Annotated in this window: 12 protein-coding genes and 1 pseudogene; 5 read left to right on the top strand and 8 right to left on the bottom strand. The window is 63.8% G+C overall.

Going from position 1 to position 15,314, the window contains the following annotated elements:
* Positions 1-44: 44 nt before the first annotated feature.
* Both QM612_RS01905 and clpS read right to left on the bottom strand, forming a co-directional pair.
* Positions 45-434: pseudogene (locus QM612_RS01905) on the bottom strand (Clp protease N-terminal domain-containing protein); the annotation flags it as partial.
* 83 nt (positions 435-517) lie between these two features.
* A complete protein-coding gene (gene clpS, locus QM612_RS01900; protein WP_415252207.1) occupies positions 518-847 on the bottom strand; it encodes an ATP-dependent Clp protease adapter ClpS in 330 nt (109 codons plus the stop codon).
* A gap of 92 nt (positions 848-939) precedes the next feature.
* On the opposite strand from clpS, the gene QM612_RS01895 reads away from it, so the two are divergent.
* The 3 genes from QM612_RS01895 to hflD are packed head-to-tail and all read left to right on the top strand — an operon-like array spanning position 940 to position 3,256.
* Positions 940-1,419: an NUDIX hydrolase gene (locus QM612_RS01895; RefSeq protein ID WP_415252206.1), complete on the top strand. Its 480-nt coding sequence runs from the start codon at positions 940-942 to the stop codon at positions 1,417-1,419.
* Positions 1,416-2,642 carry a tRNA 2-thiouridine(34) synthase MnmA gene (mnmA, locus tag QM612_RS01890; protein WP_415252205.1) on the top strand — a complete coding sequence of 409 codons (1,227 nt, stop codon included), beginning with the start codon at positions 1,416-1,418 and terminating at the stop codon, positions 2,640-2,642. The genes QM612_RS01895 and mnmA overlap by 4 nt, the downstream gene beginning before the upstream one ends.
* On the top strand, positions 2,639-3,256 hold the full coding sequence (gene hflD, locus QM612_RS01885; RefSeq protein ID WP_415252204.1) for a high frequency lysogenization protein HflD: 618 nt from the start codon (positions 2,639-2,641) through the stop codon (positions 3,254-3,256). Before mnmA ends, hflD begins: the two co-directional genes overlap by 4 nt.
* 15 nt (positions 3,257-3,271) lie before the next feature.
* Here hflD and QM612_RS01880 read toward each other — a convergent pair whose 3' ends face one another.
* The 4 genes from QM612_RS01880 to QM612_RS01865 form a co-directional block, all read right to left on the bottom strand.
* Positions 3,272-4,975, bottom strand: a complete 1,704-nt coding sequence (locus tag QM612_RS01880) for a M20/M25/M40 family metallo-hydrolase (protein ID WP_415252203.1) — start codon at positions 4,973-4,975, stop codon at positions 3,272-3,274.
* Positions 4,976-5,309: 334 nt separating this feature from the next.
* Entirely contained in the window at positions 5,310-7,904 is a 2,595-nt protein-coding gene (acnB, locus tag QM612_RS01875; protein ID WP_415252202.1) for a bifunctional aconitate hydratase 2/2-methylisocitrate dehydratase, read from the bottom strand.
* A 29-nt stretch (positions 7,905-7,933) separates the two neighbouring features.
* The gene (locus QM612_RS01870; protein WP_415252201.1) at positions 7,934-8,338 is read right to left on the bottom strand and encodes a type II toxin-antitoxin system VapC family toxin; all 405 of its coding nucleotides are present in this window, start codon (positions 8,336-8,338) and stop codon (positions 7,934-7,936) included.
* Positions 8,335-8,628, bottom strand: coding sequence for an AbrB/MazE/SpoVT family DNA-binding domain-containing protein (locus QM612_RS01865; protein WP_415252200.1), 294 nt, complete (start codon positions 8,626-8,628; stop codon positions 8,335-8,337). Before QM612_RS01865 ends, QM612_RS01870 begins: the two co-directional genes overlap by 4 nt.
* 157 nt (positions 8,629-8,785) lie before the next feature.
* Here QM612_RS01865 and acnA point away from each other — a divergent pair, with 157 nt between their 5' ends.
* Entirely contained in the window at positions 8,786-11,560 is a 2,775-nt protein-coding gene (acnA, locus tag QM612_RS01860; protein ID WP_415252199.1) for an aconitate hydratase AcnA, read from the top strand.
* A gap of 82 nt (positions 11,561-11,642) precedes the next feature.
* Here acnA and QM612_RS01855 read toward each other — a convergent pair whose 3' ends face one another.
* Positions 11,643-12,107 carry a DUF4440 domain-containing protein gene (locus QM612_RS01855; protein WP_415252198.1) on the bottom strand — a complete coding sequence of 155 codons (465 nt, stop codon included), beginning with the start codon at positions 12,105-12,107 and terminating at the stop codon, positions 11,643-11,645.
* A 107-nt stretch (positions 12,108-12,214) separates the two neighbouring features.
* On the opposite strand from QM612_RS01855, the gene QM612_RS01850 reads away from it, so the two are divergent.
* Positions 12,215-13,894 carry a long-chain fatty acid--CoA ligase gene (locus QM612_RS01850; protein WP_415252197.1) on the top strand — a complete coding sequence of 560 codons (1,680 nt, stop codon included), beginning with the start codon at positions 12,215-12,217 and terminating at the stop codon, positions 13,892-13,894.
* Between the two features lie 137 nt (positions 13,895-14,031).
* Here the strand turns inward: QM612_RS01850 and lysS are convergent.
* The coding region (gene lysS, locus QM612_RS01845) for a lysine--tRNA ligase (protein ID WP_415252196.1) at positions 14,032-15,314 on the bottom strand (1,283 nt) is incomplete at its 5' end.

Here is a 15,314-nt window from a genome sequence, read left to right as displayed (position 1 = left end):
TCGTGCAGTCATCCGGCAAGAAGGAAGTGACCGGCGCCAACGTGCCGGTGTACGTCCTGCTTGTTGAGGAAATACACGGCGTGCGAATCCTTTTCGCCAAACACCGCCACCAGCACGTTGGCGCCGGTCACTTCCTTCTTGCCGGATGACTGCACGTGATAGACCGCGCGCTGCAGCACGCGCTGGAAGCCAAGCGTGGGTTGGGTATCGCGCCCATCGTCCGCGGCCAACGTGTTGACCGAAAGCGAGATGGCACCTTCCAGGTCACCGCGCAGGCGCGGGAAGTCCGCGCCCACGGCCTTGAGCACGGCCTCGGCGGAGGGGTTTTCCAGCAGCGCAAGCAGCAGGTGTTCGACCGTCATGTACTCGTGGCGCGCCTCGCGGGCGCGCTTGTAGCACTGGCCGATGCTGTGTTCCAGATCCTTGCTGAACATGGGCGCTTGCCCTCCTGAACGATTGCTTCCTATGTAGGGTGCATCCGGCTCCGGCACAAGTGCCCGGACGGACTATCCAGCGCCTATGCCTTTTCCATCGTGCATAACAACGGGTGGTGGTTGAGCCGGGCGTATTCGTTGACCTGCGCCACCTTGGACTCGGCGATTTCGCGGGTGAACACGCCGCAAACGCCTCGCCCGCGCGTATGCACATGCAGCATCACCTGGGTGGCGTTCTCGATGTTCATCGAAAAAAATCGCATCAGCACGTCCACCACGAAGTCCATCGGGGTGTAATCGTCATTCAGCAGGAAGACGGAATACATCGGCGGGCGCGCGACCTGCGGGCGTGCGGGCGCAACCGCCACGCCATGGTCGTGGTCGTGCTGAGGATGGGAAGGCGTGTTGGGCATGGCGGCAATTATAAGGAGCGGCGACGCATGGACGGTTCCGGCGGCAGCAGGGACAATGCGGGCATGAGCAAGCAAACCCAAGGCGCGCGGCCATGAGTTACCGCGAAGGACGCTTCTGGCAGCCGGACGTGACCGTGGCCACCGTGGTGGTGCGCGACGGTCGCCTGCTGTGCGTGGAAGAACACGCACATGGCGGGCTGGTCATCAACCAGCCTGCCGGCCATCTGGAACCGGATGAAAGCCTGGTCGAGGCCGCGATCCGCGAAACCCGCGAGGAAACCGGCTGGAACGTGCGCATCACCCATGCCATCGGTGCCTACCAGTGGAAGGCGACTGACGCGCCAGATGGGAGCGGCGGCAAGCACTACCTGCGCTTCGCCTTTGCCGCCGAACCGGTGGACGAGATCCCCGGTGCAACGCTGGATGACGGCATCGTCCGCGCCCTGTGGCTGACGCCCGCCGAATTGCAGGCGCTGGTGCCGCAACACCGCAGCCCGCTGGTCTGGCAGGTGGTCGCGGATTTCCTCGGCGGCGCGCGGCATCCGCTGTCACTGGTGCAGCAACTGGCATGAGCGGGCAGCGCGTCGTGGTGGGTGTGTCGGGAGGCGTGGATTCGTCCGTCGCCGCCCTGCACCTGCGCGATGCCGGTTTCGATGTGACCGGGCTGTTCATGCAGAACTGGGCCGATGACGATGCGCAGGACAGCGCGAGTGCCGCTGAAGGCAGGCCGGAAAATGCATCCTGCAATTCCGGCACTCCCGCCATCCATGGCGGTCGGAAGCCGAAAGCGGCCGGTTCCGGCGATTGCAGAGCCGAGGATGACCGCCGCGATGCCGTGGCAGTCTGCGGCAAGTTGGGCATCCCGCTGCGCTTTCGTGACTTCTCGCGCGAATACTGGGATGGTGTGTTCGAGCACTTCCTTGCCGAATACGCGGCGGGCCGCACGCCGAACCCGGACGTGCTGTGCAACCGCGAAATCAAGTTCAAGCATTTCCTCGATGCCGCCCGCGAACTGGGTGCAGACAGCATCGCCACCGGCCACTACGCACGGGTCGATCACGACGGCCACTGGTTCCGTCTGCTGCGTGCGCTGGATCGCGGCAAGGACCAGAGCTACTTCCTGCACCAGCTTGGGCAGGAACAACTGGCGGCAACACGTTTCCCGCTCGGCGAACTGCACAAGGACGAAGTGCGCCGCATCGCTGCCGAGCATGGCCTGCGCACGGCGGAGAAAAAGGATTCCACCGGCATCTGCTTCATCGGCGAACGCGATTTCCGCGAGTTCCTGTCGCGCTACCTGCCAGCGCGAGCCGGTGAGATCCGCGATCCTGCCGGCATCCGCATCGGCCAACATCCGGGCGTGTTCTATTTCACCCTCGGCCAGCGCGAAGGCCTCAACATCGGCGGCGTGCGCGGTCGCCCGCAGGCACCGTGGTTCGTGGTCGGCAAGGACGTGGAGCGCAACATCCTTTACGCAGACCAGGGCCATGACAGTCCGTGGCTGCAATCACGCGCACTGCGCAGCGAGACCGCGCACTGGATCGCCGGCAGTCCGCCTGCTTCGCGTTTTTCCTGCACCGCGCAAACCCGCTACCGCCAGCCGGACGAAGCCTGCGAGGTCGAAGTGCAGGACGATGGCAGCGTGGCTGTGCGCTTCGCCCGCCCGCAGCGTGCGGTCACGCCGGGGCAATCACTGGTGCTGTACGACGGCGACAACTGCCTCGGCGGCGCGGTGATCCTGTCCACCGACGCGCGCATGCCAGGCCATCCCCATTCCTTCGAGAACGTTGCATGACCACCGACACCATCGACGATCGTGTGCTGGCTCTGGCCGGCCTGTTGCAGGCACTGGCGCAGGTGCGCCGCACGGCAGACACCGGCCAGTCCGACAGCAATCAGGTGCAGGCCGCGCTGGACAGCGTGTTCCGCATCGACGCGCGTGATACCGAAGCCGTCTATGCCGGTGCCGGCAACGTCCGCACTGGCCTGCGCCTGCTGCGCGAATACCTGTCCAACGACAGCAAGGACGCGGCCTTGTACAAGTTGGCGCTGGCCGTGCTGCAACTGGAACGCCGCTTCGCGCAGGACGATGCCATCGTCGGCAAGGTGCAGACCGGCCTGCAGGCCTTGTCGGAGCCAGCCGCGCGGCTGGGCAGCGCACATCCGGACGTGGTCTCCGGCCTTGGCAGCCTGTATGCCGACACCGTCAGCACCCTGCGCCCACGAGTCATGGTGCAAGGCAATCCGCATTACCTCGGGCAGGCCGGCGTGGTCGCCGAAATCCGCGCCCTGCTGCTCGCTGCACTGCGCTCCGCCGTGCTGTGGCGGCAGATGGGCGGCAGCCTGTGGGATTTCGTGTTCCGCCGTCGCGACATGGCGGCGGCGATCGATGCGCGGCTGCGGGGTTGAACCACACCATCGGCATCACGACATGCTGTAGGACGGCACGCTCGCTGCAACCGCATCGAACCGCACCCAGAGCGCGATCAGCATCGCCAACACGCCCAGCGCCAAAGCGCCTTTCATCGCGCACGCGCGCTCGACGCGAGGGACAAGTGGCATCAGCAGCAAGGCGCATAGCGCCAGTGGCAGGATGGCGACATACGGCATGCCCTGCCCCACGGCTTCGAACAGCGCATGGGCAAGCGTCAGCAGGTAACCGCCGCCTACCGCCGCCGTGATGGTCATCGCCCAGTCACCGATTGCACCGGGACGCCAGCGCGCAATGGCAATCCCTGCCCCACCCAGCAGCAGCGGCAGATAGAGCGGGAACGCGGCGGTGGGCGCAAACGCCTGCGCCAGACCGGCCAGCAGCAGGAACGGTATGGCAGTGGCGGGCACCAGCGCAGTCATTGAATGACGATTGAGCAGTAGCCCTGCAACGCACATGGCCGTTGCCATGCACAGCAACGCCGCCTGCAGTTCAAGCCGTGGGGTAGCCGCGAGCCTGTCGTAGTAATTGACCGCCCCGCCCGCGCCCGATACCAGATTGCCGAGCCACAATACCAATCCGCCAATCAGCAGTATCGCCAGCGCAATCGCAACGCCCCGCTCCGCATCACGCACTGTCACCATGCCCCGTGCGGCATAACCATAGGCCGCAACGGTGACCGCAAGGATCAACCAGCCGATCCAGCCGGCATAGGACAGAAGCAGCAGGCCGAACAGGTCGAAGAACACGAGATCGGGCGACTTGCCCGGCAGTGTCGGCACGGCCAGCAAAGCGCGGCTGAGATCCAGCGTCTGGCGACCCATGTCCTGCAGCGAACCGGCATCCAGCGCATCGGGCGTGGCGGTTGCGGAATGGTATTGCGCCGGGCGACCGAGGAAGGCGAAGTTGAAGCCCGGCACGCCCTGCTTCTTGGCGACGGTGTAATCGGTGAAGTTGGGCATGTTGTTGTAAACCAGCACGCTGACCGATGTCGCGACCGGCCCGCGCACCGAGTTCGCGAACAGTTCGATCATCGCGCCGTTATCATTGCCCGTCTCGAACATCGCTGCGCGGCCACCGCCGCCGCGCGCTTCCAGGTTGATGATGACGCCGACCTGCTCGCGCAGCGGATCGCGCTTGAAGAAATCCTCCGCACCATCAAGGCCGAGTTCCTCGGCATCGGTGAACAGCACGATCAAGCTGCGTTCAAGCGGCTGACCACTGGCGCGAAGTGCGCGCACGGTTTCAAGGATCGCGGCCACGCCGGCACTGTCATCACCGGCTCCCGGCGAATCCCATACCGAATCGTGGTGCGCCATCAGCAACAGCGCGGGCTTTGTCGGGTCACGCCCCGGCAAGGTGGCAACCAGACTGGTGGCTTCCACACCATCCGCCGGGCTGCCCCGCCACTGGCTCAAGCGCTTGCGTGAACGCGCATCCAGCGGCGCAGTGCGCGAAGCCACGCTCATGCCGAGAGATTGCAGCCGCCGGGTCAGGTAGTCGCGCACGCGGGCGTTTTCGGCGCTGCCGGTTGGATGTGGGGCGCGGGCGATCTCGCGCACATCGGCCATTGCACGCACTGCGGAAAACCCGGTCGCCGGTGCATTGGCTGGCGCAGGCGTGGGCGTCGCCGATGCAAACACCGCCAGCAAGGCCGCGCAGGCCATCGCAATCAAAAAGCAGGTCCAGTTCTTCATGTCGGCGTTCTCCGTTCGCGATGAGCCTAGCAGTTGGATGCCGGATGCCGGACAACAAAAACGCCCGGCGTGGCCGGGCGTCATTCCCCCTCATCCGCCTTCGGCACCTTCTCCCCCGCAAGCGGGGGAGAAGGAAAGCCACAAGCGCATCGGTGATGGTCTCGTGGGCATCTTCTCCCCTGCTTGCGGGGAGAAGGAAAGCCACCAGCACATATCGGTGACAGTCTCGCGGGCACCTTCTCCCCCGCTTGCGGGGGAGAAGGAAAGCCACAGGCGCATCGGTGATGGTCTCGTGGGCATCTTCTCCCCCGTAAGCGGGGGAGAAGGAAAGGCATCATGCAGCAACCTTGTCCGCGACTTCCTTGTATTCGGTGATCTGGTCGAAGTTCATGTAGCGGTAAATCTTGTCGCCATTGGCATTCACCACACCGATGTCGGCCAGGTATTCCTCGCGGGTGGGGATGCGACCAAGACGCGCGCAGATCGCCGACAGTTCCGCCGAACCCAGATACACATTGGTGTTGCGGCCAAGGCGGTTCGGGAAGTTGCGGGTGCTGGTGGACATGGCAGTGCTGCCTTCGCGAATCTGCGCCTGATTGCCCATGCACAGCGAGCAGCCCGGCATTTCCATGCGCGCGCCTGCGGTGCCGAAGGTGCCGTAATGGCCTTCGTTGGTGAGCTCGGCGGCATCCATCTTGGTGGGCGGCGCGATCCACAGGCGGGTCGGGATGTCGCGCTTGCCTTCCAGCAGCTTGGCCGCGGCGCGGAAGTGGCCGATGTTGGTCATGCACGAGCCGATGAACACTTCATCGATCTGCGCACCGGCCACGTCGCTCAACGTCTTGGCATCATCCGGATCATTCGGGCAGCAGACGATGGGCTCGACGATCTCGTCCATGTCGATTTCGATCACTGCCGCGTACTCGGCGTCGGCGTCCGGCTCCAGCAGTTGCGGGTTGGCCAGCCATGCCTCCATCTTGCTGATGCGGCGGGCCAGCGTGCGCGCGTCTTCGTAACCTTCCGCAATCATCCACTTCAGCAGGGTGATGTTGCTGGTGAGGTATTCGATGATCGGTTCCTTCGACAGGCGCACGGTGCAGCCGGCGGCGGAGCGCTCGGCGGAAGCGTCGGCCAGTTCGAAGGCCTGTTCGATCTTCAGTTCCGGCAGCCCTTCGATTTCGAGGATGCGGCCGGAGAAGATGTTCTTCTTGCCCTTCTTCTCGACGGTCAGCAGGCCGGCCTTGATCGCGTACAGCGGGATCGCGTGGACGAGGTCGCGCAGGGTCACGCCCGGCTGCAGCTTGCCCTTGAAGCGCACCAGCACCGATTCCGGCATGTCCAGCGGCATCACGCCGGTGGCGGCAGCGAAGGCAACAAGGCCGGAACCCGCCGGGAAGGAAATGCCGATCGGGAAGCGGGTGTGCGAGTCGCCGCCGGTGCCGACGGTATCGGGCAGCAGCATGCGGTTGAGCCAGCTGTGGATGATGCCGTCGCCCGGGCGCAGCGAGACGCCGCCACGGGTGGAGATGAACTCCGGCAGGGTGTGATGCGTCTTCACGTCCACCGGCTTCGGATAGGCGGCGGTATGGCAGAACGACTGCATCACCAGATCGGCGGAGAAGCCGAGGCAGGCCAGGTCCTTCAGCTCGTCGCGGGTCATTGGGCCGGTGGTGTCCTGCGAACCCACCGAGGTCATCTTCGGCTCGCAATAGGTGCCGGGGCGCATGCCTTTCCCTTCGGGCAAGCCGCAGGCACGACCAACGAGTTTTTGCGCCAGCGTGAAGCCCTTGCCGGTATCCGGCGGGGTCACCGGCAGGCGGAACAGGTCGGTGGCCGGCAGGCCCAGCGCTTCGCGCGCCTTGCCGGTCAGGCCACGGCCGATGATGAGCGGGATGCGGCCACCGGCGCGCACTTCGTCGAACAGGACTTCGGACTTCAGTTCGAACTCGGCAATCACTTCGCCATTCTTCAGCGCCTTGCCTTCGTACGGACGCAGCTCGACCACGTCGCCGTGTTCCATCTTCGCTACGTCAAGTTCGATCGGCAGCGCGCCCGCGTCTTCCATCGTGTTGTAGAAGATCGGCGCGATCTTGCTGCCAAGGCAAACGCCGCCGGCGCGCTTGTTCGGGATGTACGGAATGTCATCGCCCGTCCACCACAGCACGCTGTTGGTGGCCGACTTGCGCGATGAGCCGGTGCCGACCACGTCGCCAACGTAGGCAACCAGATGACCTTTTTCCTTCAATGCCTGAATTGCAGCGATGGGGCCGCGCTTGCCGTCTTCCTCCGGCACGAACGGCGCGTCCGGGCGCTTGTTCTTCAGCATCGCCAGCGCGTGCATCGGGATGTCGGGACGGGTGGTGGCGTCCGGCGCGGGCGACAGGTCATCGGTATTGGTTTCGCCTGGCACCTTGAACACGGTGACGGTCAGCGAGGCCGGCACTTCCGGCTTGCTGGTGAACCATTCGGCATCGGCCCAGCTTTGCAGCACGGCCTTCGCATTCGCGTTGCCAGCCTTGGCCTTTTCTTCCACGTCATGGAAGGCGTCGAACACCAGCAGGGTGTGCTTGAGCGCATTGGCGGCAACGGCACCGACTTCGGCATCGTCCAGCAGTTGCACCAGCGGCGCGACGTTGTAGCCGCCCAGCATGGTGCCCAGCAGTTCGGTGGCGCGGGCGCGCGGGATCAGCGCGTTGGTTTCGCTGCCGAAGGCGATCGCGGCCAGATACGAAGCCTTGACCTTGGCGGCATCATCGACACCCGCCGGGACGCGGTTGACCAGCAGATCAAGCAGGAAGTCTGCTTCACCGGCAGGTGGATTCTTCAGCAGTTCGATCACATCGGCGGTCTGCTGCGCAGTCAGCGGCAGCGGCGGGATGCCGAGGGCGGCGCGTTCGGCGGCATGCTGGCGGTAGCTGGCGAGGAACATTCGGGTTCTCCGGTGGCGTATGTGTGGGGTTAGTTGAGTTGCGGCTCGATGACCCGCAAGCCCTTGAAATAGTCGCGATAGAAGCCGCCATCACGGGTGATGAGGCCATTGCATTGCAGCAGCGCGTGCGCGCCAACAAGAAAGTCCGGCACGGTGCGTTCGCGCTTGCCGCCATTGCGGCGGTAGCGGCGCTGCATTTCGCCGGCGCGCAGGGCGGACTTGGCTTCCATCGCGCTGAAATGGATGCTCATGCTTTCCAGGATTGGCAAGGTTTCCGAGCCGTCCTTCAGCGCGGTGCAGACTTCCGCCAGCACCACGTCGCACACGACCACGGGGCCGACGACCAGGCACTGGCGCAGGCATGACTCGGTCGGCTCGGCACGCTCATTGCCGGAAAGCAGGTCGATCAACACCGAAGAGTCGATGGCAATCATTTCTTGCTGGCCGGTTCGTAGTCGGATGGATCGCGCAACACCTCGAACGACTCCAGCGGATCGCCCGGCGCACGTCCACGAATGGCACGCATGGCATCATCGGTATTGGCAAAGCCATCCAGCTTGAAGCGCCCGCGCGCGCGGGAAATCGCATCATCCACGTTCTTGCGCAGGATGATGCGCCCACCTTCCAGTTCCACTTTGAGCAAGCTGCCCTTGGTCAGGCCCAGCGCATCGCGCACGGCCTTGGGCAGGGTGATCTGGCCGCGTTCGGCAACGGTGGCTTCCATGGGGAACCTCCACGGACGAAAAGTATGCAAGGATTATACATACTTTCGGCCTCCTACCGGCATCTGCATATCCGCCCGCAGCGTTGCGCCGCCGCAACGGTGCGGTCACAGGTGCGGACGTACACTGGCTGCGTTCATCCAGCCACGGAGCCCCAACATGGCCGACTCCTTCGCCACCCGCGCACGCCTGAATGTCAACGGCAAGACCTATGCCTATTCCAGCCTGATCCGGCTGGGCGAGCGCTTCAACATCGCCCGCCTGCCGTATTCGATGAAGATCCTGCTGGAGAATCTGCTGCGCCATGAAGACGGCGGGATGACGGTTGGCCCCGAGCACATCGAGGCGGTGGCGAACTGGAACCCGCACAAGGAGCCGGATACCGAAATCGCCTTCATGCCGGCACGGGTGGTGCTGCAGGACTTCACCGGCGTGCCCTGCGTGGTCGATCTGGCGGCGATGCGCGATGCGGTGGTGAAACTGGGTGGCGATGCCGGCCAGATCAATCCGCTGATCCCGTCTGAATTGGTCATCGACCATTCGGTGCAGGTCGATGTCTATGGCCGCGCCGATGCGCTCGACCTCAACGGACGCATCGAGTTCCAGCGCAATGCCGAGCGTTACGGCTTCCTGCGCTGGGGGCAAAAGGCGTTCGACAACTTCAAGGTGGTGCCGCCGAACACCGGCATCGTGCATCAGGTGAATCTGGAACACCTGGCGCGCGTGGTGATGGAACGCAACATGCCTGATGAGAGCGGCGACGGCGAGTTGTGGGCCTTCCCGGACACCGTGTTCGGCACCGACAGCCACACCACGATGATAAACGGCATCGGCGTGCTGGGCTGGGGCGTGGGCGGCATCGAGGCCGAAGCCGCGATGCTCGGCCAGCCCTCTTCCATGCTGATTCCGCAAGTGGTCGGCTTCCGTCTGACCGGCAAACTGCCGGAAGGCGCAACGGCGACCGACCTTGTATTGACTGTCACCCAGATGCTGCGCGCGCATGGCGTGGTCGGGAAGTTCGTGGAGTTCTTCGGCGATGGGCTGCAGCACCTGCCGCTGGCCGACCGCGCCACCATCGGCAACATGGCGCCGGAATACGGCGCGACCTGCGGCATCTTCCCGATTGATGCCGAATCGCTGAACTACCTGCGCCTGTCCGGGCGCAGCGATGCGCAGATCGCACTGGTCGAGGCCTATGCCAGGGCGCAGGGACTGTGGCACGAACCGGGCGCGGCAGAGGCCGAATACAGCAGCGTGCTGCATCTGGACATGGGCGAAGTGAAGCCGTCGCTGGCCGGCCCGAAGCGTCCGCAGGATCGCGTGCTGCTGGAAGACGCGCAGCGCAATTTCCACCAGAACCTTGGCGGACTTACACGCAGCCGCAAGCCAGCCGAAGGCATGCAGGTGGCGGAGTTCAAGGACGAAGGCGGCGCACAGCCACAGGCCGAACACCTGCTGGCGAAGCCCATCTCGAAGATCAAGCTGGATGATGGCGAACACGAACTGACCGATGGCGCGGTGGTGATTGCGGCGATCACCTCCTGCACCAATACCTCCAACCCGGCAGTGATGCTCGGTGCGGGCCTGCTGGCGCGCAACGCAGTGGCGAAGGGCTTGAAAGCCGCGCCGTGGGTCAAGACTTCGCTCGGGCCGGGCTCTCGCGTGGTGACCGACTATCTGGAAAAGGCCGGGCTGATCGACGCTCTGGAAAAGCTCGGCTTCTTTGTTGTCGGCTATGGCTGCACCACCTGCATCGGCAACTCCGGCCCGCTGCCGCAGGCGGTGTCCGAAGGCATCGCGCAGAACGATCTGGTGGTGGCATCTGTGCTGTCCGGCAACCGCAATTTCGAGGGCCGCATCCACGCCGAGGTGAAGATGAACTACCTCGCATCGCCACCGCTGGTGGTGGCCTATGCCATTGCCGGCAGCATTGACATCGACCTGACCCGTGAACCGCTGGGCATCGGCAGTGATGGCGCACCCGTGTTCCTGCGCGACATCTGGCCGAGTGCGAAGGAAATCGGCGACACCATTGCCGCAACCATCGGCCCGGACATGTTCGCCAAGCACTATGCCGATGTGTTCAAGGGCGATGCGCGCTGGAACGGCATCGACGCGCCGGATGGCGAACTGTACGCATGGAATGACGCCTCCACCTACATCAAGAACCCGCCCTACTTCGATGGCATGACGATGGCAGTTGGCAGCATCACCGACCTCCATGGCGCGCGCGTGCTGGGGCTGTTCGGTGATTCGATCACCACCGACCACATCTCGCCCGCCGGCAGCATCAAGCAGGATTCACCCGCCGGGCGCTTCCTCGTTTCGCGTGGCGTGCAACCCGCCGACTTCAACAGCTATGGCAGCCGGCGCGGCAATGACGACGTGATGGTGCGCGGCACCTTCGCCAACATCCGCATCAAGAACCGGATGCTGGGCGGCGAGGAAGGCGGCAACACGCTGTACTTCGGCACGACACCGCCCGAGAAGATGGCGATCTACGATGCGGCGATGCAATACAAGGCCGCAGGCGTGCCGCTGGTCGTCATCGCCGGCAAGGAATACGGCACCGGTTCATCGCGCGACTGGGCGGCCAAGGGCACCCACCTGCTGGGCGTGAAGGCGGTGATTGCCGAGAGCTTCGAGCGTATCCACCGCAGCAACCTGGTCGGCATGGGCGTGCTGCCACTGCAATTCATCGATGGGCAAAACGCGCAATCACTTGGCCTTGATGGCACGGAGACCTACGCCATCAGCGGCCTTGCCGATGGTGCGGCGAAAACCGCCACGGTCACCGCCACCCGCAGCGACGGCAGCGCGCTGTCATTCCAGGCCAATGTGCTGCTGTTGACGCCGAAGGAAGTGGAATACTTCCGTCACGGTGGCTTGCTGCATTACGTGTTGCGGCAGTTGGCGGGACGATGCACACGGTAGAACTTGTGCCGAGCAAGCTCGTCACCTACCGCGGTTCGCACCGTCACAGGTTATAGATGCGGAGCTTGCTCCGCATGCATACCTACAGCTTCGGCTTCCAGTTCGCATTGAGCAGCTGCCATTCGCCATCGACCCGCCGCCAGCCGGTTTCGACCTGATACACCTGCCCGCTTTCCGGCAGCAGACCGCCGGAGCCGCCCGTGGCAAGTACGGTGAAGCGCGCGATGGCATCGCGCTCACCACGCAGCTCGACTTCCACCGGCCCGATCCGTGCGCCGACTTCGCGATGGCGCATGAAAACGCCGGCGGCGAGCTGCTGCACGCCACGGCGATCCATGCCCTCGTTGCCGATGAAATCGTCGGCCAGCAGCTCGCGCACCGCGCCTGCATCGCGCGCATCGATGGCCGTTTGCATGGCCGTCAGTTGCGCACGCACGGCCTGCTCTGGATCGGACTCTCCACACGCGCCAAGCAATATCGCCAGCATCAGCATCGCAATCATCAATTTGCGCTGGAACCCGCTAAATTGCTGCATTGCGGCATTCATTCGGACGCACCATTCCGCCTTGTCATGCCAGGGAGCCTATGCTCAAATCTGGAGTGAATCCATACGCCACCGCATATCGCAGCGGCGTCCATCGAGGGGAGATGTGCATGAGTTCCGAACGTCCTTGGTTGGCCCACTACCCTGCCGGCGTGCCTGCCGAAATCGACATGAACGAGTTCTCGTCGATCACCGACGTTTTCGACACCGCACTCAAGACCTATCGCAACAAGACTGCCTTCATCAACATGGGCAAGTCGCTCAGCTATGACGAGCTTGACCGCCTCAGCCGCGACTTCGCCGGCTATCTGCTTGGCGAATTGAAGCTGAAGAAAGGCGACCGCGTGGCGGTGATGATGCCCAACTGCCTGCAATACCCCATTGCCATCTTGGGCGTGCTGCGCGCCGGGCTGACCGTGGTCAACGTCAATCCGATGTACACCGCGCGCGAGTTGAAGCATCAACTTTCCGACGCCGGCGCCAGCGTGCTGCTGGTCATGGACAACTTCGGCAACGTGGCGCAGGACGTGCTGGCGCAAATGCCAGGCGTCAAGGCCATCACCACCGGGCTGGGCGACATGCTCGGCTTCCCCAAGGGTGCCATCGTCAACTTCGTGCTGAAGCACGTGAAGAAGATGGTGCCGAACTACGACATCCCCGGTGCCGTGCGCTTTCGCGACACGCTCACGCTGGGGCGCATGCACACGCTGCCCGATATCCGCAGCAGTCTTGATGACATCGCCTTCCTGCAATACACCGGCGGCACCACCGGCGTGTCCAAGGGCGCGATGCTGACCCACCGCAACATGGTGGCCAACATGCAGCAGGCAGCAGCCTGGGTCGGCACCAACGTCAAGCCGGGCAATGAACTGATCGTTACCGCGCTGCCGCTGTACCACATCTTCGCGTTGACGGCGAACTGTCTGGTCTTCATGAAGTTCGGTGCCACCAATCTGCTGATTACAAACCCGCGCGACATGCCCGGCTTTGTGAAGGAGTTGAAAGGCGCGCCGTTCACCGCCATCACCGGTGTCAACACGCTGTTCAATGGCTTGCTCAACACGCCCGGTTTTGACGAGGTGGATTTCTCGAAGCTGCACTTGACGCTTGGCGGCGGCATGGCCGTACAGCGCGCAGTGGCCGAGAAGTGGCAGAAGGTCACTGGCGTCACCCTGGCCGAAGCCTATGGCCTGACCGAAACCTCGCCTGCAGTCTGCATCAATCCGCTCGATCTGCGCGGCTACAACGGCTCCATCGGCCTGCCGGTGCCGTCCACCAACGTCTGCATCAAGGATGACGAAGGCCGCATCCTGCCGGCAGGCGAAGTGGGCGAACTGTGCGTGCATGGCCCGCAGGTCATGAAGGGCTACTGGCAGCGCCCTGAGGAAACCGCCAAGGTCATCGATGCCGACGGCTGGCTGCACACCGGCGACATGGCGCGCATGGACGAGGCAGGCTATTTCTATATCGTGGATCGCAAGAAGGACATGATCCTGGTGTCCGGCTTCAACGTGTATCCGAACGAAGTGGAAGACGTGATCGCAATGATGCCGGGCGTGCTGGAAGTCGCGGCGATTGGCGTGCCCGATGACAAGTCCGGCGAAGCGGTCAAGGTATTCATCGTCAAGAAAGACCCATCGCTCACTGCCGATCAGGTCAAGGCGTTCTGCCGAGAGAACCTCACCGGCTACAAGCAGCCGCGCTTTGTCGAGTTCCGCGAGGAGTTGCCGAAGAGCAATGTCGGCAAGATTTTGCGCAAGGAACTGCGCGACCCACCAAAGGCGGCATAAGAGCGCCCCTCACCCGGCTTCGCCACCCTCTCCCCGCTTCGCGGGGCGAGGGAAAACCGCGCACTAGGCGAACATGCGTCCCCTATCCTTCCCCGCTTGCGGGGAGAAGGTGCCCATAGGGCGGATGAGGGGTCTTCTCACGCCTCCGGACGCATGTACGGAAACAGCAGCACGTCGCGGATCGAGCTTGATCCCGTCAACAGCATCACGAAGCGGTCGATGCCGACGCCCAAACCACCGGTCGGCGCAAGACCGACTTCCAGCGCACGGATGTAATCGGCGTCGAAATGCATGGCTTCATCATCACCTGCATCCTTGGCCTCGACCTGCGCGCGGAAGCGCGCGGCCTGATCTTCGGGGTCGTTCAATTCCGAAAAACCATTCGCCAGTTCCTTGCCACCAATGAACAGTTCGAAGCGGTCGGTGATGCCCGGCTCGCTGTCGGATTCGCGCGCCAGCGGCGACACTTCCACCGGGTAATGGGTAATGAAGGTCGGCTGGATCAGGCCGGTTTCCACGGTCTTCTCGAAGATTTCCAGCAGCAGCTTGCCCCAGCCGTAGCCCGGCTTGACCGGAATCTTCAGGCGCGCGCAATGCGCGGCCAGTGCATCACGGTCACGGCAGTCGGCCACCGAGATTTCCGGATTCAATTCACGCACCGCTTCTTCAAGCTTCCAGCGGCGGAAGTTCGGGCCAAGGTCGATGGTATTGCCGTCCCATTCAAAGACGGTAGTGCCCATCGCATCAACCGCCACGTCACGCATCATCCCTTCAGTCAGGTCCATCACCTCGGTGTACGTGGCATAGGCCTCGTACAACTCCAGCATGGTGAACTCGGGGTTGTGGCGGGTCGAAACGCCTTCGTTGCGGAAGTTGCGGTTGATTTCATAGACGCGTTCAAGGCCACCGACCACGAGACGCTTCAAGTACAACTCCGGCGCAACGCGCAGGAACAGATCAAGATCAAGCGCGTTGTGATGGGTCACGAACGGACGCGCGGTCGCGCCGCCGGCGATGTAATGCATCATCGGCGTTTCCACTTCCAGGAAGCGGCGCGCGTCCAGCCAGCGGCGGATACCGGCCACGATGCGCGAACGCGCCACGAATACATCGCGCGCTTCCGGCGTGACGATCAGATCGACATAACGCTGGCGGTAGCGCTGCTCCACGTCGCTCAAGCCGTGGAACTTGTCCGGCAGCGGGCGCAGCGCCTTCACCAGCAGGCGCAGGCTGTCGGCCTTCACCGACAACTCGCCGGTCTTGGTGCGGGTCAGCGGGCCTTCGGCGGCGATGATGTCGCCGATGTCCCAGCCCTTGAAAGCGTCATAGGTTTCGCCCAGCGTGTTCGCCTGCAGGAACAACTGCAGTTTGCCGCTCATGTCCTGCACGGTGGCGAATGCGGCCTTGCCAAACGGGTGAT

This window comes from Thermomonas sp., from assembly GCF_047606765.1.
GTDB lineage: Bacteria > Pseudomonadota > Gammaproteobacteria > Xanthomonadales > Xanthomonadaceae > Thermomonas.
This window is presented reverse-complemented; position numbering and strand designations above follow the sequence as displayed.

Bases quoted from the DNA above. Each gene is read 5' to 3' on its own strand.
- clpS (WP_415252207.1), bottom strand. From the start codon at position 847: ATGCCCAACACGCCTTCCCATCCTCAGCACGACCACGACCATGGCGTG.
- QM612_RS01895 (WP_415252206.1), top strand. From the start codon at position 940: ATGAGTTACCGCGAAGGACGCTTCTGGCAGCCGGACGTGACCGTGGCC.
- mnmA (WP_415252205.1), top strand. From the start codon at position 1,416: ATGAGCGGGCAGCGCGTCGTGGTGGGTGTGTCGGGAGGCGTGGATTCG.
- hflD (WP_415252204.1), top strand. From the start codon at position 2,639: ATGACCACCGACACCATCGACGATCGTGTGCTGGCTCTGGCCGGCCTG.
- QM612_RS01880 (WP_415252203.1), bottom strand. From the start codon at position 4,975: ATGAAGAACTGGACCTGCTTTTTGATTGCGATGGCCTGCGCGGCCTTG.
- acnB (WP_415252202.1), bottom strand. From the start codon at position 7,904: ATGTTCCTCGCCAGCTACCGCCAGCATGCCGCCGAACGCGCCGCCCTC.
- QM612_RS01870 (WP_415252201.1), bottom strand. From the start codon at position 8,338: ATGATTGCCATCGACTCTTCGGTGTTGATCGACCTGCTTTCCGGCAAT.
- QM612_RS01865 (WP_415252200.1), bottom strand. From the start codon at position 8,628: ATGGAAGCCACCGTTGCCGAACGCGGCCAGATCACCCTGCCCAAGGCC.
- acnA (WP_415252199.1), top strand. From the start codon at position 8,786: ATGGCCGACTCCTTCGCCACCCGCGCACGCCTGAATGTCAACGGCAAG.
- QM612_RS01855 (WP_415252198.1), bottom strand. From the start codon at position 12,107: ATGAATGCCGCAATGCAGCAATTTAGCGGGTTCCAGCGCAAATTGATG.
- QM612_RS01850 (WP_415252197.1), top strand. From the start codon at position 12,215: ATGAGTTCCGAACGTCCTTGGTTGGCCCACTACCCTGCCGGCGTGCCT.